The organism is Tumebacillus sp. BK434 (assembly GCF_004340785.1).
Taxonomy (GTDB): domain Bacteria; phylum Bacillota; class Bacilli; order Tumebacillales; family Tumebacillaceae; genus Tumebacillus_A.
This window is the reverse complement of sequence record NZ_SLXS01000004.1, coordinates 309,496-328,538: the sequence shown is the minus strand read 5'-3', so window position 1 is coordinate 328,538 and position 19,043 is coordinate 309,496. Positions and strand designations below refer to the sequence as shown.

The following is a 19,043-nucleotide window of genomic DNA, read 5'->3' as shown; positions in this document are numbered from 1 at the left end:
TATGGGGCTTCCACTGGTTGCTAACACCTGCCAACCTGCAAAAGACCTCCCCTGCATCTGCATGGGAGGTCTTTTGGCTGTTCGGTCCGCTCGTCGTCAACTTACAGCAGGTTGTGCCACTCTTTGTTCTGCGCGATCTCTTCGTAGCACTCCGCACACAGCTGGCCTGCGGTGTCGATGTAGTTGCGGCGCTGGTAGGACGGCGTTTCCGGCTCGTAATCCGTTTCGGCTTGGCACAAGACACATTGTTCGTGATGTTGAGACATGTTGATTCCCTTCCTTTCATATCTTAAATGTTATTACTGATTATACAGAATTCTCCGCAAAAAACAAGCGGAATTTTCTGAAAAATAGGTGAATGATTGGCTACCATTTTGTGAACGTTGCCCCTGTTGCTGCTCTCCCTGATAAGATTTGTATTTTGTCCCTTGAATATGCAAAAAAGGGCTGATGGCTCAGCCCTTTTTCAGGTTGGAAATCACTTTGTCTGCCATGGCGACCCCCTGCCCGATGCAGTCCGGGATGCCGAGGCCGGTAAAGCCTGCTCCAGCGAAGAACACGCCCGGCAGTTCACGCTCGGCTTGATCGGTGAAGGTCTTGACGCGATCGAGGTGGCCGACGGTGTACTGCGGCATGGAGCGCTTCCAGCGCGAGACGATGGAGAACGCCGGTTCGGCCGTCACGCCCATCGTGGCTTGCAGATCTTTGCGCACGCGGCGGATGATCTCTTCATCCGGCTCTTCGACGATCGCTTCGTCGCCGCCGCGCCCGACGTAAAAGCGCATCAGCACTTTGCCGTCTTCGGCGGTGTGCAGCCATTTGCTCGACGTCCACGTCGCCGCCGTGATCGTGATGCCTTCTTTCTTCGGCACGACGAAGCCGCTGGCGTCGAGCGGGAAATCGATCACGCCTTTGTCAAAGGCAAACACGACGGTCGCCACCGAGACGTACGGAACTTGGTTGAGCTGCGTCTTCGGCGAGAACGAAGCAGGCAGGATGTTCGCCGCTTCGTAGTTCGGCGTGGTGATGATCACCGCGTCCGCATCGAGAGTGTTGCCGTCCTGCAAGCGCACGGTGTAGCCGCCGCCTTCCTGCTCTTCCAGCTTCTCGACGCGGGTGCTCTTGCGCACTTCGGTGCGCTTGTAGGCCGCTTCGAGGCTTTCGATCAGGCGGGCCAGACCGGTGCGGAAGGTGAGGAAGACGGAGTTCGGCAACGGGCGCGCTCCCAGTTCCGGTTTTTGCGCGGTGTTCGCTTGGGCTGCCTTGGCTTCTTGAGCCTGGGCGAGCATACCGCGGATCAGCGAGCCGTATTTCTGCTCTAAGGTCTCGTACTGCGGGAAGGTCGCCCGCATCGAGAGCTTGCGCAGATCACCCGCATAGATGCCCGCCAAAAGCGGCTCGGCGAGGCGGTCGACCACTTCGGTGCCAAGACGGCGCTCGAGGAAAGCGCCGAGCGACTGGTCGCCTTGATGAGTGCTCTTCGGCTTGATCAGATCGAGGCCGGCGCGCAGCTTGCCGCCCCAGGACAGCAGGGTCGTGGTCGCAAACGGCATGAACTGGGTCGGTACGCCGATATTCAGGCCCTGTGGAATGCGGTGCAGCTTGCCTTGATGCAGGATGTAGGTTTTGCGCGCGTTCGGGTTGGTGCCGACCAGTTCCCCGTCGATGCCGAGCTCGCGGCAGAGCGTGACGGCTGCCGTCTTGCGGGCCAGGAAGGAATCCGGGCCCGCTTCGATGACGAATCCGTCGCGGCGCACCGTCTGCACTTTGCCGCCGAGCTTGTCGTCCGCTTCGAGCAGGTAGATCTGCAGGTCGATGCCCTGTTCACGCGCTTTTTGTTCAAGGTAGTAGGCGGTGCTCATCCCGGTGATGCCGCCGCCGATGATTACGGCCGTTTTCACCTGTTGTTGTTCCATCCCATTCATCCCTTTTTGACTTGTTCGAGCACGGCGGTCGCAACCGCTTTCAGGAAGAGCGGTTCGTCGTTGGGGCTCGCCACGCGGACAAGCTTCATGCCGAGTTCGTCAGCCAGTTGTTTGGCTTCTATATCGATGTCATATTGCACTTCGAGGTGGTCGGAAACAAAGCCGACCGGGCAAACGATGATCGAACGCACGCCTTGGGCATGCTGGTCGCGAATCACGTCGAGGATGTCCGGTCCCAGCCATGGCTCCGGCGTGCGTCCGGCACTTTGCCAGCCGGTGAACCAGTTGCTGTGCCCGATCTGCTCGGTCACAGCGCGACCGGTCTCCTCGATCTGCTGCGGGTACGGGTCGCCCATCTGCAAAATGCGCTCGGGCAGCGAATGCGCCGTGAAGACGACCGGCACGGTCGGGCGCTCGTCGGCCGAAAATTCGGCGAGGGCGGCGGCGACGCGCTGTGCGGTGGAATCGAGGAAGAGCGGCTGGAGGTGCCAGCTTTCCACATAGCCGATCTGCGCAGGTCCACCCCATTTTTCACGGGCTTCTTCGGCGCTTTTGATGTAGGTGCCGATGCTCATCGTGGAGTAGTGCGGCGCCCAGACGACGCCGACCGCTTGCTCGATGCCGTCCTGCACCATCTTCTGCACGGTCTCCTCAATAAACGGATGCGCGTGCTTCATGCCGGTGTAGACGCGGTATTCGGCGTCCGGGTTCATTTCGTTCAACGTTCGTTCAAGGCCTTGCGCCTGTGCCGCTGTGATCTCGTTGAGCGGCGAAAGTCCGCCGATCGCTTCGTAGCGCTCGATCAGCTCTTGGAGCTGGTGCGGCTCCGGCTTGCGTCCGCGGCGGATGTGGGTGTAGTACGGTTCGATCTCAGCGACGGAGGACGGAGTACCGTACGCCATCGCCAAGATCCCGATCACCTGCTTGCTCATCCGCGCAGCCTCCCTGCCGAGTATTCATGGATAAACGCGGTCAGTCTGGTCACGACATCCTCCGGCACTTCCGGGAACAGGCCGTGGCCGAGGTTGAAGACGTAGCCGCCGCCATGCTGGAGGCCGAGGTCGATGATGCGCTTGACTTCTTCCTGCAGCACTTCGAACGGCGCCAGCAGGTAGACCGGGTCGAGGTTGCCTTGCAGGGCGAATTTGTCGCCGACGCGCTCGCTCGCCACGTTCAGCGGCACACGCCAGTCGACGCCGACGACGTCGATCGGCAGCTCTTTCCACAGCTTGAGCAGATGGCCGGTGTTGACGCCGAAGTAAATTTTCGGCACGGGCACGTCGCGCAGGCCTTCGAAGATGCGCTTCATGGTCGGGAACACGTAGTATTCGTAGTCGCGCGGCGACAGAGCGCCGATCCAGGAGTCGAAGATCTGGATCGCTTGTACGCCCGCTGCCACTTGCCCTTTCATGTAGGTGATGACCATGTCGCCGAGCTTGTCCATCAGGGCGAACCACACGTCCGGCGCAGCGTACATCATGCGCTTGGTCTTGTGGTATTCGCGGGACGGACGACCTTCGACCATGTAGGACGCGAGAGTGAACGGCGCGCCTGCGAAACCGATCAAGGGAACTTTCAGTTCGTTCCGCAGAATGCGGATCGTCTCCATCGTTTTCGGCAGGTCTTCTTCCGGCTGGATCGGGCGGAGCGCCTGCACGTCGGCCAGTTCGCGGATCGGGTTGTCGATCACCGGTCCGACGCCTGCGACGATGTCCACATCGACGCCCATCGGCTTGACCGGGATCATGATGTCGGAGTACAGGATCGCCGCGTCGACGTTGTGGTCGCGCACCGGGGAGATCGTCACTTCGGCGCAGAGGTCCGGGATCTCACAGATCTGCATCAGGGAGTGTTTTTCTTTGATCTTGCGGTAGGACGCTTGGTAGCGGCCCGCTTGGCGCATGTACCAGACCGGCACATGGTCGACTTTCTCGTTGCGAATCGCTCGCAGAAAGGTATCATTATAGGTCATTGTCGTCACCCAGTTTCATCAGAGATATGTATAGGAATAAAGAAACAGCATAATTTGGTCATTGTCATTCTAGCGCAAGTATCTGGGAGAATCAAATGAAGGAATTGTGTCACAACAGAAACGGACACCCTTAGAGTTACAGGGTGTCCGTTTTTTAGGAACTTATGTCGATTAGTAGCGCTCCACCACGAGTTTTGCTTGGGTGAATTGCAGCAGGTAGTCGTAACCGCCCGCTTTGGAGTCGGTGCCGGACATGTTGAAACCGCCGAACGGTTGCACGCCAACGAGTGCGCCGGTGATCTTGCGGTTGAAGTACAGGTTGCCGACGTGGAAGTGTTCGCGAGCTTTCGCCAGGTTGAAGCGGTCGTTGGAGAACACGCCGCCGGTCAGACCGAACTCGGTGGAGTTCGCGATTTCCAGCGCATCGTCGAAGTCTTTCGCCTTGATCACAGCGAGCACCGGGCCAAAGATCTCTTCTTGCGCGATACGCCCGTTGCGGCCGTCAACGTCTGCGATGACGGTCGGCTCGATGAAGAAGCCGTTGCCTTCTGCTTTGCCGCCGCCGGCGAGCAGGCGGCCTTCGCCTTTGCCGATCTCGATGTAGTTGAGAATGTTGTTGTACGCGGACTCGTCAACAACCGGGCCGAGGCCGATGTTGTACTCGTGAGCCGGACCGACGGTCAGCTGCTTGGTCATTTCGACAACGTGGCCCAGCACTTCGTCATAGATCTCTTCGTGGATGATCGCACGGGAGCATGCGGAGCACTTCTGACCGGAGAAGCCAAACGCGGACGCGACGATCGCTTGTGCCGCTTCTTTCGCGTTGACGCCTTTGTCGACGACCAGTGCGTCTTTGCCGCCCATTTCCGCGATGACGCGCTTCAGCCAGATCTGGCCTTTTTGCACTTTCGCAGCGCGCTCGTAGATGCGGATGCCGACTTCTTTGGAGCCGGTGAAGGAGATGAAGCGGGTCTTCGGATGATCGACGAGGTAGTCGCCGATCACCGCACCGGAGCCCGGAACGTAGTTGACAACGCCAGCCGGGAGACCTGCTTCTTCAAGCAGCTCGACGAATTTCGCAGCGATGACCGGGGTCGGAGTCGCCGGCTTCAGCACGACGGTGTTGCCTGCGACGATCGCTGCTGCGGTCATGCCGGCCATGATCGCCAGCGGGAAGTTCCACGGCGGGATGACGATACCGACGCCGAGCGGGATGTAGGTCAGCTCGTTGTCTTCGCCTTCCATGCGGGTGAGGTTCTGGTCTTCGGAGAGGCGCACCATTTCACGTGCGTAGAACTCGAGGAAGTCGATCGCTTCTGCGGTGTCCGCATCCGCTTCGCCCCAGTTCTTGCCTGCTTCGTACACGAGCCAGGAGGAGAACTCGTCCTTGCGGCGGCGCATGATCGCCGACGCGCGGAGCAGCACGCGAGCGCGCTCTTTCGCCGGAACGCCCTTCCACCATTCGAAGGTGGTCAGAGCTGCCTGCATCGCTTCTTCCGCGTGCGACTGGTCAGCTTTGGAGACGCGGCCGATCACTTGGTCTTTGTTGGACGGGTTGATCGAAACGGATTTGCCTTCAGTGGAGATGCGCTTGCCGTTGATCACGAGATCGTAGTCGCGGCCCAGCTGGGAAGCGACGAGATCCAGTGCAGCTTCCATCGAGCGCTTGCGCTCCGGATTGCTGTAATCGCTAAATGGTTCGTTTTTGAAAACGTTAACGCCCATCTTCAATTCCCCCATATGTATGTATTGGTGGTTTCATTCCATTAGTAATTGTATCGGAGTTGAATGGGGGAAGCAAGTTTTTGCTTTCCCCCGTTGATGCAGATTAGAAGATGATAGGCAGCAGCGGGTAGGGATAGATCGGCGGCGGCACAGGCGGGAACAAAGGTGGAAACACGCCGTAGACGGGCGGAAACAGAGGCGGGATCGGCGCTGGGAAAAATCTGACGTGTTGCGTGCGAGCGGTGTATTGCCGGTGCGGATAGTGGTAAAGTCCGACCGGGAGATGAAGAAAAGGGCGCGGGTATGGGACTCCGTAATAGGGCGAAAACGGGACCGGCTGCAGCGGGTATGGCAGCGGTTGCGGGACGAGCTGCGGGTTGCCGAAGATCACGGGCGGCACCGCGCCGGGCGGCGTGGTGATCACCGGGCCGATCAGTGGTTGACGATCTTGTTGGCTCATCAGGGCGGATCTCCCTTCCGGATGCGTTGTATCGGGACATCTACACAATATGTGACAGGTGTCCTGACTGCCCTTCCCCGCCGTGAAATTGGGCTCGACACAGATTCGACAAATCTTGCTTCACGTTTCGGATTTTGTGCTATACTAATTGAGAACTATTGGTTAGAAATGTTTATAACCTTTTGAAAAAGTGGGGTCGATTTCATTGTCATTGAGCCGCAAGATCGTACTCTCTGTCGCCGGCAACAAGCTGGTCAGCGGGTTCATTAAAAAATATGGCATGCGTCTTGGTGCAGCTCGCTTTGTGGCCGGTGAAACGTTAAAAGAAGCGATCGAACAGGTTCGTCTGTTGAACAAGGACGGGCTGGTGGTCACACTGGACCATCTCGGCGAGTTCGTGTTTGATGAACGGGAAGCGTTTGCTTCGACTCAAGCTTGTCTGGACGTGCTCGATGCGATCCATGAAAGCGGCGTCGATTCGAACATGTCGCTGAAAATGACATCGCTGGGTCTGGACTTGAGCAAGGAACTGTGCATGAAGCATATGCGCATGATCCTCGACAAGGCGCGTGAACTGGACAATTTTGTCCGCATCGATATGGAGGACTATGCGCATATTGATGTGACGATGGAGATCTTCGATGAGCTGAAGCGCGAGTACGGGAAGCACGTAGGTCTGGTCATCCAGGCATACCTGTACCGCACGGTGGATGACATGAAGCGTCTGGAGACGGAGTTTGATTCGATGAACTTGCGTCTGGTCAAAGGCGCCTACCTGGAGTCGCCGAAGGTGGCGTATCCGGATATGGCCGATGTGAACAAGAACTATCTGAAGATCATTGAGATGCATTTGCTGTCCGGTCACTATTCGGCGGTGGCGTCTCATGATGATATGGTGATCAACTGGACGAAGGAGTTTGTGAAGCAGCACAACATTCCGAACGAACAGTTTGAGTTCCAGATGCTGTACGGGGTTCGTCCGGAGACGCAGCGCGAGTTGGTGCGTGAAGGGTATACGATGCGGGTCTACGTTCCTTACGGGAATGACTGGTATGGGTACTTCTCGCGACGGATTGCGGAGCGTCCGGCGAATGCGCTGTTTATTATCAAGAACATGTTCAGGAAGTAGAATGCGAAGAGCCTGTCCCGATGGGACAGGCTCTTTTTTTTGATTGCTGGCAGCCAAGATCAGTTGTTGCCGGTTAGTTTGCGGATGTCGAGGAGGTCGTGGAGATGGGCTTCGGAGATGCCCCGTTCCTTGGCGACCTCGCGGACCGTTTTGTTGGTTTTGTAGGCGGTTTTGGCGATGTCTGCCGCTGTGTCGTAGCCGACGAGCGGGTTGAGCGAGGTGGCGAGGGCGGTGCTCATCTCGGCGTAGTGCTGGCAGCGCTCGGCGTCCGCTTCGAGGCCTGTGACACATTTTTCGGTGAAGGCGCAGATGCCGTTGGCCAGGATGTGGATCGCCTGCAGCAGGTTGTACGCCATGACGGGCATCATCACGTTGAGCTCGAGCTGGGACTGCCCCCCGGCCGACGCGATGCAGGCGTCAAAGCCGATCACCTGGTGGCAGATCATGTTCATCATCTCGGCCATCACCGGGTTGACTTTGCCGGGCATGATCGAGGAGCCGGGCTGGACGGGCGGCAGTTTGAGCTCGGCGATGCCGGTGCGCGGACCGGAGGCGAGCAGGCGCAGGTCGTTGGCGATCTTGTTGACGGTGATCGCCAAGGAACGGAGCGAACCGCTCACTTGGATCGCCGCTTCCGGGTTCTGGACGAATGTGAAGTAGTTGTGCGGCGGGACGAAGCCGAGACCGGTCTCTTCGCCGATGAAGCGGATCGCGCTTTCGGAATACTCCGGGTGGGCGTTGATGCCGGTGCCGACCGCGTTGCCGCCGAGGCCGATCTCAAGCAGGGCGCGGGCCGTCTTCTCCAGCTGGACGCGGCGGTTGGCGACCGCTTGGGCATAGCCGGCGAACTCTTGGCCGAGGCGGATCGGGACGGCGTCTTGGAGGTGGGTGCGGCCCGATTTGACGATCGGATCGAACTCTTGCGCTTTCTGGGTCAGCGCTGCTTCGAGCCGCTTGAGCACAGGCAGCAGATCGTGGTAGATCCCTTCCATGGCCGCGATGTTCATCGCCACATGGATCGTGTCGTTGGTGGACTGGGCCATGTTGACATGGTCGTTGGGATGGACTTTGCTCGTGTCCCCTCGCCCGCCGCCGAGCAGTTCGGACGCCCGGGAGGCGATGACTTCGTTGGCGTTCATGTTTTGCGACGTCCCCGCCCCCGCCTGATAGACGTCGACGACAAATTCACGGTCGAAATCGCCGTTGATCACTTCCTGCGCCGCGGAGATGATCGCGTTGGCGATCTCGGTGTCGAGGTCGCCGACGTCGCGGTTGGCGCGGGCGGCGCAGAGTTTGATGATGCCTTGGGCGCGGATGAAGCGGCGCGGCAGGCGCAGGCCGGAGATCGGGAAGTTGTGCTTGGCCCGCTCGGTCTGGGGGCCGTAGTAAGCATCGCTCGGCACTTTGACTTCGCCGAGCGAATCGCGGGAGATGCGGAACTGTTCGCTCATGCTCGCCCCTCCTCTTGGCTCAGGATCAGGTCGGCCGCTTCGGCCAGCGTAGACACGCTGTAGTCGGCCTTGGCGTATGGCTCGCCGATAAAAATGGTCTTGGTGCCCGCTTTATGGCCGGCGTGGACGTCGGTGTCGCGGTCGCCGACCATGTAGCTTTTGTTGACGTCGATGTTGTATTTTTCGGCGAGGTCGAGGATCATCTTCGGCTCGGGCTTGCGGCACGCACAGTTCGCTTTCGGCTTGTGCGGGCAGTAGGCGATCTCGTCGAGGATGGCGCCGTCCTGCTTCAGTTCGCGCTCCATTTTGTCATGCACGGCACGCAGGTGTTCTTCTTTCATGAAGCCAAGGCCGACACCGCCTTGGTTGGTGACGACAAATACTTTATAGCCCGCGTCGTTCAGCTTTTTGATCGCTTGGCCGACGCCGGGAAACAGGATCAGATCTTCGGGCGTGTTGACGTAGGTCACATGGTCGTTGATCACGCCGTCGCGATCGAGAAAGACTGCTTTGTCTGCCATTTCGTGGCTCCCTCCTTCAACCTGTAGGTTTCCCCCAACGCTTGTGCGTAGTCCCTCTTTTGTCTGGGTACGCTAAAGCTGACAGAATCAGTCAAAGGAGGGAATGCTGACAGATGGCAATGAATGCGAAACGATTGATTGGCGCGGCTCTGGCTCTGGCTGTGGTCCTCACTCCTCTGACCGCGTCGGCGAACCCGGACAAGATGAGCAAAGGCGAACACCGGCAGTTGCAGGACTTGACGGAGAAAAGCGGAGGCACGATCCAGATCCGCTGGGATGAGCAGCACGGGACGCCGAGCTTCATCTCCGGCAAGCTGTCCAAACCTCTGAAAGGCGAACCGATGGAACAGGCGCTGAAGTTTATGGACACGGTGAAAGCCCTGTACCATTTTGATTCGGCGAAAAAGACGTTCCGCCTGCGCAAGGTGCAGAAAGACGAGCTGGGCATGACGCACGTGCGGCTCGCACATATCTGCAACAACATTCCTGTCTGGGGCGATGAACTGATCGTTCACATCGACAAGGACGGGGTCGTGCGCTCGGTGAACGGGGAATTTACGCCCGATCTCAGCAAGAATACGGAACGGATTCAGCAGCCGCAGCTGAACTCGGACACGGCGATTGAAAAGGCGCTTGCGGACGTCAAGCCGAAGCAGCAGGACGGGAAACCGACCGCCGCGCTGTTCTACTTCCCCTACCCGGAGCCTGATGTGGTGACGCTGGTCTATGTGGTGACGATCCGCGACATGTCCGTCCCGGCGGAGTGGAAAGTGTTTGTCGATGCGATGAGCGGCGATGTGGTGCACAAATACAACAATCTCAAGTTTAAGCAAAAAGGCAGTTGACAACCCATATCTTTCTCACTATACTTCTCATTAATCAAACACAGCAAGCGTTGATGAGGACCTGTAGACTGGAGCTCTCGTGTCAGAGAGCCGCCCCTTGGCTGGGAGGGCGGTACGATCTCTTTCGTCGAAATTTCGCCTCGGAGCTTTGCTTTTGAACCGCTTTCAGGGAGCTGCGAATGCTCAGGGAGCCTAGTAGAGAGTGACGGCTGGTCACCGTTACCCGACCGAGTCTTAGAGACTGGATGAGTCCGCCTTTCGCGAGAAAGCCGGAGCAGCTGAGTGGTACCGCGAACTGTCGCCTCAGCATCGAACTTACTGTGTGAAGTTCGGTGTTGGGGCGTTTTTGATGTTTGCGCGGCCCGGGCTTCGTCCTGTGTCTCCAGACTTGTTGAGTCCGCCGTTCCGTGAGGAGGCGGAAAAGCTGAGTGGTACCGCGATCCCTCGTCTCAGCAGCCCTGTGCATGTTTCTGTGCGCACGGTTGCCAGACGAGGGATTTTTGTGTACGCAAGTTGAGAGGAGCGTATGAACATGCAGCAGATCGTAGCTTATCTGGGGCCGGCCGGCACCTTTACCGAGGTGGCAGCCCATCACTTTTTCGCCGGACAAACCGCCCGCTTCGATCCGTATCCGGCAATTTCCACCGTTTTGGATGCCGTGTCGGAAGGCCGGGCGGACTATGCGGTCGTCCCGATCGAGAATTCGATCGAGGGCAGTGTGACGATGACGATGGACTGGCTGATCCATCAGGTCGACCTCACCTTGAAAGCGGAACTGACTTTGCCGATCGCCCAGCAGCTGGTCTCGGCAGCGCGCCGGGAGCTTCCCGACATCAAAAAAGTGTATTCGCACCCGCAAGCGGTCGCGCAATGCCGATTGTTCTTGCATCAGCATCTGCCCCATGCGGAGATCGAATACACTTCCAGTACGGCAGCCGCCGTGAAGTCGATGATGTCGCAGCCGGACCAGCCGTGGGCTGCGATCGGTACCCGCCTCGCCCGCACCCTGTACCGGGCGGAGTTCTTGCGGGAAGATATCCAAGATCATGATCACAATCAGACCCGGTTCGTCCTCGTTGGCACGGCCGACATGCCCCTCTTGCGACTCCCGCAGGCGGAGCAGCCGAAGACCACTTATGTGATCAGGCTGCAGTCCGATTACCCGGGCGCACTGCACCGGGTGCTGTCCGCCTTTGCGTCGCGGCAGCTCAACCTGACCAAGATCGAATCCAGACCGACGAAAAACGAGCTCGGGAGTTACTATTTTATCCTCGACGTCGAACGGTACGCCTCCGATGAAGAGCTCGCGGCAGCCGTTGCCGAAATTGAACGGCTCGGCTGTGCCGTGCGTTGTTTTGGATCGTATCCGGCTTATCGGCAGGAGGCAACACAAGTACCCGTAAAGAAAGGGGCACGATAACATGCTCGATTGTGTCAGCATCGAAGAAGTCCGGGATTGCATCGATCGGATCGATGATCAAGTGGTGCGACTGCTCGCAGAACGCAGCCACTATGTCCGGCTGGCCATGAAGTTTAAAAAAGACGCTTCCGAAGCAAACGTGCCCAGCCGCAACCAAGAGATCCTCGCACGGGTGCAGCAGCTCTCCGCCGCCTATGACATGGACCCCGGGATCACCAAAGCGGTCTACCGGACGATGATCGAACAATTCATTCACATGCAACAGCAGGAGCTGTCCACGCAGAGAGACGAACACGGACAGGAGCGTCCGTCCAACTTTTGAAACCAAGCGGCTGTATCTGCTGCAACACAGAGCCTCGCCAGGTGACGATTATACCCGCTCGATCATCAAAGCGAGGCCCATGCCGCCGCCGATGCAGAGTGTGGCGATGCCGCGGGTGCGGCCTTGATGGTGCAGTTCGTGCGCGAGGGTGGTGACGATGCGCGCGCCCGTCGCGCCGACCGGATGGCCGAGTGAGATGCCGGAGCCGTTGACGTTAACGAGACTGCGGTCGAGACCGAGCAGTTGCTCGACGGCGATGTATTGGGCGGCAAACGCTTCGTTGATCTCCCAGAGGTCGATGTCGTCAATGCTAAAGCCAGTCTGCTTCAGCAACTTGTGAACGGCCGGCACCGGGCCGTAGCCCATCAGTTCCGGTTCGACGCCGGCGACAGCGCCGGCCACGATCTTCGCGATCGGCTTGACGCCGAGCGCTTGGACTTTTTCTTCCGACATCAGGATGACCGCACAGGCCCCGTCGTTGAGGCCGGATGCGTTCCCGGCCGTGACGCTGCCGCCGTCCGGCTTGAAGGACGGGCGGAGCTTGGCGAGCTTGTCGGCGGAGATGTCGGCGCGCGGGTGCTCGTCGCGGGCAACTTCTGCCGTTTTGCCGCGGCCGAGCGGCACGGTCACCGGGACGATCTCTCGGTCAAAACGGCCGGACTCGATGGCAGCCAATGCTTTCTGGTGCGATTCGAGGGCGAGGGCGTCTTGCTCTTCGCGGGTGATGTTGTATTTTTCAGCAAGGTTCTCCGCCGTGTGGCCCATCATGTCACCGGAAAGCGGGTCGGTCAGGCATTCCCAGACGGTGTCATAGACGGTGCTGTGCTGCAGGCGCTGACCCCAGCGGTTTTGCTTAAGCACGTACGGCGAGGAGGACATCACTTCGACGCCCCCGGCCAGCACGATGTCCGCATAGCCGGTCTGGATCTGCTGCAGGCCGGACAGAATCGCCTGCATGCCGGAGCCGCATTGACGCTGGATGGTGTAGCCCGGCACGGTGTTCGGGAAGCCTGCTTTCAGCGCGGCGGTGCGGGCCGTGTTCGGCTCGTCGGTGCGCTGGATGCAGTGCCCGAGGATCACTTCTTCGACCAGCTCTTTTTCGATACCGGCCCGCTCGACCGCAGCGGTCAACAGCTGAGCGGCGAGGTCGGACGGCATCATGTCTTTAAAGGAACCGCCAAACGACGCGATGGCGGAGCGGACGGCGGAGACGAGGTACACAGTTTTCATCAGGATCTCTCCTTTTGGGTGTGATCAACAGCAGGCGGCGATCAGATCGATCTGGCCATCCCTCTTTGTCAAAGTTGTCTGGGTATTGCGTGTACTTCTATAGTATTCTTTTAGACTGATGAGTTCAATATTTTTCAAAGAAGACGCGGTCGTACTGCAGACCGAAGCGGCTGACCGGTTCGCGGCGGGTTTCGGTGAAGCCGATGCGCTTGTAGAAGGCGACGAGCCCGGTGAGCAAGCCGGAGGTGAACAGGGTCAGTTTGGGATAGTGTTCACGGCGGGCGATCTCGCCGGCGTGGTCGATGAGCGTGATGGCGAGGCTCCTTCCTTGGTGGTCGGGGTGGACGCCGAGCATGCGCAGCATGAGGCTGTCGTCTGTCGCTTCGAGCAGGACGGCGGCGATACACTGCCCCGCTTCCAGCGCGACGAGCCAGCGGTTGCCTGCTGTCAGCTCTTTTTGAATCATCGGGAGTCCCCAGAAGTTTTCGTCCGTTTCGTAAGCTTCCGTGTAGGTGCCGAGGTTGATATAGAGCTTGCGCCAGGATTCTTTGATGACATGGGCGAGTTCCGCTTGCTGCTCCGGCGCAAGTTGGCTGAGGGTGGAGATAATCGTCATATTCATAGTATCAGCATACGAAAGGCCTCGACCGAAGTCGAGGCCTTTTTCGTGCAGGCGGGATTGGCTGATGTCCGGCTTGCTATTTCGTTTTGTCGCCGTCCGTCAGCTTTTGGCTGAGCGCTTCGGCGCGCGGGAGCTTGTCGTCGACAGAGCGGGCGCCGTAGCGCTCTTCCATGTAGAAGTCGGTCAGTTCCTGCATCGATGCCTGCAAGTTCGGCTGGGCCGTGGCGATCTTGTCGATGTATTCGCTGGCCGTCTCGCCTGTTCCGCGCGTGTAGCCTGCCTTTTTCATACTGAGCAGGAAGCGGCGGTACGCTTTGCGCATCGGGGTGAGGTTCCCGCTGGCAAGAACGGCTGCCGCTTGGCCTTTTTTCGGCTTGGCGGTGTGGATGAACTCGCGCATCTCGACGATGCCGACCGCCGCCTGCAGCTGTTGGGCGCGCTTCATGCGGCGCAGGAAGTAAATGATCAGGATCAGCAGGCCGATCGCAGACATGACGAACAAGGTGGTCTCGTTGAAGAGGTGCGAGCCGTCGTCGGTGAAGAAGAATTCTTCCGGCGGCGGTTCGCCGTTCGCTTCTTTCATGTCTTCGATCTTTTGCTTCGTGCCTTCCGGGTCGCCGTACGCTTTGAGCAGGTTGACCAGGTACTCGACCACGTAGCCAACGTAGTAGAAGATCGGCTCGACGATGGTAAGCACGATGCCGACCAGCCAGCGCACGACCGGCACGCCCAGCGTGTTCATGATCCATCCAGCGACCAGAATGAAGCCGATAAAGAAGACGGGCAGATTGTTTTGCAGTTTTTCCATCCGGGTGTTCGCACCTTTGACGCCGCGCTCCATGCGCGAAGCCACAGATAACGCCGTCATGCGCAGGAAGAGGAAGAGTACGAAAAAGGGCACCATTTTCGACTGCCAGGACGTATCTTCCCCGAAGAATACCGTATAAAGGATAAAACCGACGATCAATTGCAGATCGAGCTTATATTGGCTGAGCAGCGACTGGCGGATGTAGCGCATGTCGTCGACCGTCTGGCTCATCCGCAGGAGCAGGAACACGCCCAAGCCACCGAAGATCAACAACGGCACCAGCAGCTGCGACGCGTCGATCCAGACCATCGCCGCCACGCCGAGCGCCAGTGTCACCGCACCTCCGATCAGGAACTTCTGCCGTTCGGCGAGCTCGTTGCGGCGGTAGATCAGCATGGCGACCAGGAGCAGCGCCGCCGCCGTGCCCGCGAAGGCCGGGAGATAGTGGGTGCCGGTCGGGATCAGGCCGATCAGGATCGTGAACATCGTCGTGACGGCCAGCGCCTGGCTGGCCAGCCCGTAGAGGATCACTTTGCGGTATTGCTTGTTCATGCGGACACCTCCTCGCTGTCAGCCAGCTCTGCCAACTGCTCGACTTTGGCGTGCTCGACGTGCAAAGGCAGCACCGGGATCGACGGCGCGAGGCCGTGCAGGGAGTCGGCGACCGTGTCCAAGGCGATCAGCAGCAGCTGATGCCCTTCGGCGCGCAGCATCTCGATCTCCAGCGCGATGTTTGCATCCCAGTACGGGGTGATCACGACCAGCGTCGAGCGGTTGTGCAGGCGTCCGCGCAGACTCTGCAGCACATCTTCGAACGGGGCGTTCGGCTTGTAGGACAGGTCGCCGAGCGCAGCGAGCATCGCATCCATCTGGCCGGGCAGGTTTTGCAGCGGGACGCTGAGCGAACCGGCGCCCGACCAGGAGGCGTTGGTGTAGAGGCCAAACGGGAAGCTCTGCGCTTCGGCGTCCTGGAACAGCTTGGCCGCGATGCGGCACTGCTGCTCGACCACTTCGCGGATCGTACCCCACCAGAAGGTCGCGAAAAACTGCACGTTCATCACGACGTAAAAATCGGTCTCCGACGTGGTGTCGAACTGCTTGACCATCAGCTCCCCTGTCCGCGCGGTCGCCCGCCAGTGGATCGCTTTGTACGGGTCGCCTTGCATGTAGGAGCGGATGCCGATCAGCCGCGAAGCGTCTTCCTGGTACCAGCGCACGACTGAGCGTTCACCGACCAGCTCCTGCAGGCGCAGGTTGACTTCAAAATCGTCGGCGATGCGCGGGCGGACGAGGATGCGGCCGAAGATGTGAATCTCTTCGAACATCCCTTTCAGCCCGATGCCGTCACCGTATTGGATCTCCGCTTTGCTCAGGCGGTGCATGCCGCGCTTGACGCGGATCTTGTGCATGCGCTGGACTCGCTGTCTCGGGAGCAGGAAGGTACGGTAGGCCACCTCTTCCTTTTCCTGATCGCCTTCGATCACGCGCAAGGCGGAGGGCAGTCCCATCAGCAGCTCCAACCAGGGGATCGGCAGCCAGGACGTATTTTCCAGCACCGTCCAGACTTCGACCTCCTCCCCGTCGTAGATGATCGCGTCGTCGATGCGGATCGTCAGCTTGATCTTGCCGGCCGTGTAGCGCTCCCACAGTTTGGAGTAGCCGTAGACGACCAGCACTAATGCGACGACCCAGATCAGCGCGCTCATCTCGCCGCAGCCGGCGCTGCATCATCTTCGACCGGCACAGTCGCGTCGTTCAAAATATCGTTCAGCACATCGTTTGCAGTCTTCTGCTTCATCCGCATCGAGGAATCGAGGACGAGGCGATGCGCGAGCACTTTCGGCGCGAGGTATTTGATGTCATCCGGGATCACATAGTCGCGGCCGCGGATGACGGCAAGCGCCTGTGCCGCCGCGCCGAGCGCGATCAGGCCGCGCGGGGAGACGCCAAGGGCGATGCCCTCCCAGTTGCGCGTCTTGCGGATCAGCGAGATCAAGTAATCTTCCACCTCTTGGGTCATCTTGACGAGGCGGACTTCCTCCTGCACCTCGATCACGTCTTCCGGCGTGACGACCGCTTCCATCGCCGTGCGGGCGGCTTCTTGGCGCGACAGGCGGAAGATCGTGCGCTCTTCTTCGTGTGTCGGATAGCCGAGCGAGATGCGCATCAGGAAGCGGTCGAGCTGTGCTTCCGGCAATGGGAACGTTCCGTGCGACTCGATCGGGTTCTGTGTTGCGATCACAAAAAACGGCCGATCCAGTTTGCGCGAAACGCCGTCCGAGGTGATCTGCCCTTCGGCCATCGCTTCGAGCAGTGCGGACTGAGTGCGCGGGATGGCGCGGTTGATCTCATCGGCCAGCACGAGCTGGGAGAACAGCGGGCCTTCCCGGAATTCGAATTCGCCCGTCTTCTGGTTGAACACCGTGGTGCCGACCACATCGGACGGCAACAGGTCGGGCGTGCATTGAATGCGGGTGAATTTGGAGCCGATGCTGGCGGCGAGCGCCTTGGCCAGCACCGTCTTGCCGACGCCCGGCACGTCTTCGAGCAGCATGTGGCCGCCCGAGAACAGGCCGACGAGCAAGAGATCGAGCGTTTCTTCCTGGCCGACGATCACTTTGCCGACCTCTGTGCGGATTTTCTGTGCCACTTCGTTGATTTTTTTTGTCATGACGATATCTCCCCCATTGCGGTGAACTACTTTCCTGTTTGGATTATATAAAATTTATCGAATATTCTGCTAGTGGTTTTCCATTTTGTTACTAAAACGTTATCTTTTTGTCATCTTGTCGAAAAAAAGCGGCCTTATCGCAGGCCGCTCATCTTTTCCAGTTGTACGAGGATCGCTGCAATATCGTCGTCACCGTGTCCATTCGCTTTCGCCGCCAGAAACGTCTGGTGCGCCGCCGCCGTCGCCGGGAGGGACGCTTCCGCCTGCCGGGCTGCATCGAGCGCGAGGCCGAAGTCCTTCTCCATGTGCTTGAGCGCAAACGCCGCTGCGAAGTTGTCGTCTATGATGTTTGGAGTTTTCAAGGCGATGATCGGCGACGCACAGGCGGTGACGCCGACCATCTCGAGCAGGGTCGCGCGGTCGAGGCCCGTTTTCGCGCCGAGCACCAGCGCTTCGGACAAGCCTTGCATCGTGATGCCGAGCAGCATGTTGATCACGAGCTTGGCGTTGGCGCCTTGTCCGTTGTCGCCAAAGTGAAACGACCGTTTGCCGAGCACGTCGAAGATCGGCAGGTGCTGCTCATACAGCTCGAACGGGCCGCCGACGAGGATGACCAGCGTGCCGTCGGTGGCCGGTTTGACAGAGCCGGAGACGGGCGCGTCGAGGAAGCCGACGCCTTGTTCCTGCAAGCGGGCGGCCGCTTGGCGGGACGCTTCCGGCGCGATCGTGCTCATGTCGATCACCGACTGCCCGGCGCGGACGCCGCGCAGCAGGCCCGTTTCTCCTTCCAGCACCGCTTCGAGCGCGGCCGAGTCGGAGACCATCGTGATCACGACATCGACCTGCTCGGCCAGCGCTTTCGGCGAGTCGGCGAGCTTGGCGCCCTGCTCCACAAAAGGTGCGGCGGAAGACGCCGTGCGGTTGTAGACGGTGATGTCATATCCTGCGTTCAGCAGGTTGGTCACCATCGGTCGGCCCATGTTGCCAAGGCCGATCCAGCCAATTGTCGGCAGCATCAGTTCACGCCTCCTTCGCCCGGATATGTCGGTTGCGCCACGAGCGGCATCGTGTTGCGCTTGTGGGCGCTTAGCTTGTACAGCCGGTCGATCTTGGCGATCGTCTCTGCGTCGCCTTCGCCCGTGCAGAGGTAGGTGTCAAGGTCCTTGTAGGTGATGCCGATCTCCGCTTCGTCGGTGTGACCTTCCCACAGGTCGGCGCTCGGCGCTTTCGTCACCAGCTGCTCCGGCATGCCGAGGTGCTTGGCGACGAGGTAGATTTCCGCCTTGACGAGGTCGCCGAGCACGGAGAAGTCGCCTGCCGCATCGCCGTATTTGGTCTCATAGCCGATCGCCGTTTCCGACCAGTTGCAAGTGTTCGCCACGCGGTAGCCGAGCAGGGCGGCCATCCAGTATTCGGCGTTTTTGCGGAAGCGCGGCTTGAGATTGCCTTTGACGAGCGGGTTGTCCTGCCCGGTGCGCATCTCGCTTGGCAATGCTTCGGCGCATTGCGCCATCACGCCGTGGAACTGGTTGACGATCTCGCTGAAGTCGACTTCGAGCAGACGGAAGCCATATGTATCCGCAACCAGCTTCGCATCGCGGTGGTGCACGGAGCTCGATTCGGCGCCCATCCACAGCCCGACGACGCTGTCCGCGCCAAGCGCGCGGGCCGCCAAAGCTGCGGTCACCGCCGAGTCGATGCCGCCGGACAAGCCGAGCACGACGCCTCCACCGCCGGTGCCAAGCACCTGGTCGCGGATAAACGCTTCGCGATTCGCAATCTCTTCGTCAATTCTCGCTTCGAACCCACGCAGATGTTCTTCCATGCGCAAACTCATGTTGTCTGTCTCCTTTTGCCATCAAAGTATTGGCTTCATTGTAACACAGTGCAACAAAAAAGGCTGTCGCATTTCACGATCGCCTTCGTGCCCTTCAATCTACAA

The 19,043-nt window shown here is 59.4% G+C and carries 18 protein-coding genes and 1 pseudogene; 4 read left to right on the top strand and 15 right to left on the bottom strand.

The genetic code is table 11. The annotated features are described in order from the left end of the window. Positions 1-101 precede the first annotated feature (101 nt). The 6 genes from EV586_RS21160 to EV586_RS12825 all read right to left on the bottom strand — a co-directional run bounded on the left by EV586_RS21160 (position 102) and on the right by EV586_RS12825 (position 6,082). Positions 102-266 (bottom strand): hypothetical protein, encoded by a 165-nt coding sequence (locus EV586_RS21160; RefSeq protein WP_165898578.1) that lies wholly within the window; start codon positions 264-266, stop codon positions 102-104. Between the two features lie 189 nt (positions 267-455). Then, positions 456-1,916: a protoporphyrinogen oxidase gene (gene hemY, locus EV586_RS12845; protein WP_243653033.1), complete on the bottom strand. Its 1,461-nt coding sequence runs from the start codon at positions 1,914-1,916 to the stop codon at positions 456-458. 5 nt (positions 1,917-1,921) lie between these two features. Beyond that, positions 1,922-2,857 carry a ferrochelatase gene (hemH, locus tag EV586_RS12840; protein WP_132945513.1) on the bottom strand — a complete coding sequence of 312 codons (936 nt, stop codon included), beginning with the start codon at positions 2,855-2,857 and terminating at the stop codon, positions 1,922-1,924. After that, entirely contained in the window at positions 2,854-3,897 is a 1,044-nt protein-coding gene (hemE, locus tag EV586_RS12835; RefSeq protein ID WP_132945512.1) for a uroporphyrinogen decarboxylase, read from the bottom strand. Before hemE ends, hemH begins: the two co-directional genes overlap by 4 nt. A 171-nt stretch (positions 3,898-4,068) precedes the next feature. After that, the gene (gene pruA, locus EV586_RS12830; RefSeq protein ID WP_132945511.1) at positions 4,069-5,622 is read right to left on the bottom strand and encodes an L-glutamate gamma-semialdehyde dehydrogenase; all 1,554 of its coding nucleotides are present in this window, start codon (positions 5,620-5,622) and stop codon (positions 4,069-4,071) included. 103 nt (positions 5,623-5,725) lie between these two features. Then, positions 5,726-6,082 (bottom strand): hypothetical protein, encoded by a 357-nt coding sequence (locus EV586_RS12825; protein WP_132945510.1) that lies wholly within the window; start codon positions 6,080-6,082, stop codon positions 5,726-5,728. Between the two features lie 205 nt (positions 6,083-6,287). On the opposite strand from EV586_RS12825, the gene EV586_RS12820 reads away from it, so the two are divergent. Continuing rightward, positions 6,288-7,211, top strand: a complete 924-nt coding sequence (locus EV586_RS12820; RefSeq protein WP_481937762.1) for a proline dehydrogenase family protein — start codon at positions 6,288-6,290, stop codon at positions 7,209-7,211. A 59-nt stretch (positions 7,212-7,270) separates the two neighbouring features. Here the strand turns inward: EV586_RS12820 and EV586_RS12815 are convergent, their stop codons facing one another. Beyond that, positions 7,271-8,662: a class II fumarate hydratase gene (locus EV586_RS12815; protein WP_132945509.1), complete on the bottom strand. Its 1,392-nt coding sequence runs from the start codon at positions 8,660-8,662 to the stop codon at positions 7,271-7,273. After that, positions 8,659-9,198: pseudogene (locus tag EV586_RS12810) on the bottom strand (D-glycero-alpha-D-manno-heptose-1,7-bisphosphate 7-phosphatase); the annotation flags it as partial. The pseudogene EV586_RS12810 and the gene EV586_RS12815, both read right to left, overlap by 4 nt. A 98-nt stretch (positions 9,199-9,296) precedes the next feature. On the opposite strand from EV586_RS12810, the gene EV586_RS12805 reads away from it, so the two are divergent. From EV586_RS12805 to EV586_RS12795, 3 genes are all read left to right on the top strand, one after another. Beyond that, entirely contained in the window at positions 9,297-10,028 is a 732-nt protein-coding gene (locus tag EV586_RS12805) for a PepSY domain-containing protein (protein ID WP_132945507.1), read from the top strand. A 532-nt stretch (positions 10,029-10,560) separates the two neighbouring features. Then, positions 10,561-11,448, top strand: coding sequence for a prephenate dehydratase (pheA, locus tag EV586_RS12800; protein ID WP_132945506.1), 888 nt, complete (start codon positions 10,561-10,563; stop codon positions 11,446-11,448). Between the two features lies 1 nt (position 11,449). After that, on the top strand, positions 11,450-11,770 hold the full coding sequence (locus tag EV586_RS12795; protein ID WP_132945505.1) for a chorismate mutase: 321 nt from the start codon (positions 11,450-11,452) through the stop codon (positions 11,768-11,770). A 48-nt stretch (positions 11,771-11,818) separates the two neighbouring features. On the opposite strand, the gene EV586_RS12790 is transcribed toward EV586_RS12795, so the two are convergent. The 7 genes from EV586_RS12790 to nadE all read right to left on the bottom strand — a co-directional run bounded on the left by EV586_RS12790 (position 11,819) and on the right by nadE (position 18,938). Further along, a complete protein-coding gene (locus tag EV586_RS12790; RefSeq protein ID WP_132945504.1) occupies positions 11,819-13,000 on the bottom strand; it encodes a thiolase family protein in 1,182 nt (393 codons plus the stop codon). Positions 13,001-13,124: 124 nt separating this feature from the next. After that, entirely contained in the window at positions 13,125-13,622 is a 498-nt protein-coding gene (locus tag EV586_RS12785) for a GNAT family N-acetyltransferase (protein WP_132945503.1), read from the bottom strand. 76 nt (positions 13,623-13,698) lie between these two features. Beyond that, positions 13,699-14,982: a DUF4129 domain-containing protein gene (locus EV586_RS12780; protein WP_132945502.1), complete on the bottom strand. Its 1,284-nt coding sequence runs from the start codon at positions 14,980-14,982 to the stop codon at positions 13,699-13,701. Then, entirely contained in the window at positions 14,979-16,136 is a 1,158-nt protein-coding gene (locus EV586_RS12775) for a DUF58 domain-containing protein (protein ID WP_132945501.1), read from the bottom strand. The genes EV586_RS12780 and EV586_RS12775 overlap by 4 nt, the downstream gene beginning before the upstream one ends. After that, entirely contained in the window at positions 16,133-17,101 is a 969-nt protein-coding gene (locus EV586_RS12770; RefSeq protein WP_132945500.1) for an AAA family ATPase, read from the bottom strand. Before EV586_RS12770 ends, EV586_RS12775 begins: the two co-directional genes overlap by 4 nt. Positions 17,102-17,235: 134 nt before the next feature. Continuing rightward, positions 17,236-18,117 carry an NAD(P)-dependent oxidoreductase gene (locus tag EV586_RS12765; protein ID WP_132945499.1) on the bottom strand — a complete coding sequence of 294 codons (882 nt, stop codon included), beginning with the start codon at positions 18,115-18,117 and terminating at the stop codon, positions 17,236-17,238. Further along, positions 18,117-18,938 (bottom strand): NAD(+) synthase, encoded by an 822-nt coding sequence (gene nadE / locus EV586_RS12760; RefSeq protein WP_132945498.1) that lies wholly within the window; start codon positions 18,936-18,938, stop codon positions 18,117-18,119. Before nadE ends, EV586_RS12765 begins: the two co-directional genes overlap by 1 nt. Positions 18,939-19,043: the final 105 nt, after the last annotated feature.

Excerpts from the sequence above, each read along its gene's own strand:
- EV586_RS21160 (WP_165898578.1), bottom strand. The coding sequence starts at position 266 with ATGTCTCAACATCACGAACAATGTGTCTTGTGCCAAGCCGAAACGGAT.
- hemY (WP_243653033.1), bottom strand. The coding sequence starts at position 1,916 with ATGGAACAACAACAGGTGAAAACGGCCGTAATCATCGGCGGCGGCATC.
- hemH (WP_132945513.1), bottom strand. The coding sequence starts at position 2,857 with ATGAGCAAGCAGGTGATCGGGATCTTGGCGATGGCGTACGGTACTCCG.
- hemE (WP_132945512.1), bottom strand. The coding sequence starts at position 3,897 with ATGACCTATAATGATACCTTTCTGCGAGCGATTCGCAACGAGAAAGTC.
- pruA (WP_132945511.1), bottom strand. The coding sequence starts at position 5,622 with ATGGGCGTTAACGTTTTCAAAAACGAACCATTTAGCGATTACAGCAAT.
- EV586_RS12825 (WP_132945510.1), bottom strand. The coding sequence starts at position 6,082 with ATGAGCCAACAAGATCGTCAACCACTGATCGGCCCGGTGATCACCACG.
- EV586_RS12815 (WP_132945509.1), bottom strand. The coding sequence starts at position 8,662 with ATGAGCGAACAGTTCCGCATCTCCCGCGATTCGCTCGGCGAAGTCAAA.
- EV586_RS12805 (WP_132945507.1), top strand. The coding sequence starts at position 9,297 with ATGGCAATGAATGCGAAACGATTGATTGGCGCGGCTCTGGCTCTGGCT.
- pheA (WP_132945506.1), top strand. The coding sequence starts at position 10,561 with ATGCAGCAGATCGTAGCTTATCTGGGGCCGGCCGGCACCTTTACCGAG.
- EV586_RS12795 (WP_132945505.1), top strand. The coding sequence starts at position 11,450 with ATGCTCGATTGTGTCAGCATCGAAGAAGTCCGGGATTGCATCGATCGG.
- EV586_RS12790 (WP_132945504.1), bottom strand. The coding sequence starts at position 13,000 with ATGAAAACTGTGTACCTCGTCTCCGCCGTCCGCTCCGCCATCGCGTCG.
- EV586_RS12785 (WP_132945503.1), bottom strand. The coding sequence starts at position 13,622 with ATGAATATGACGATTATCTCCACCCTCAGCCAACTTGCGCCGGAGCAG.
- EV586_RS12780 (WP_132945502.1), bottom strand. The coding sequence starts at position 14,982 with ATGAACAAGCAATACCGCAAAGTGATCCTCTACGGGCTGGCCAGCCAG.
- EV586_RS12775 (WP_132945501.1), bottom strand. The coding sequence starts at position 16,136 with ATGAGCGCGCTGATCTGGGTCGTCGCATTAGTGCTGGTCGTCTACGGC.
- EV586_RS12770 (WP_132945500.1), bottom strand. The coding sequence starts at position 17,101 with ATGACAAAAAAAATCAACGAAGTGGCACAGAAAATCCGCACAGAGGTC.
- EV586_RS12765 (WP_132945499.1), bottom strand. The coding sequence starts at position 18,117 with ATGCTGCCGACAATTGGCTGGATCGGCCTTGGCAACATGGGCCGACCG.
- nadE (WP_132945498.1), bottom strand. The coding sequence starts at position 18,938 with ATGAGTTTGCGCATGGAAGAACATCTGCGTGGGTTCGAAGCGAGAATT.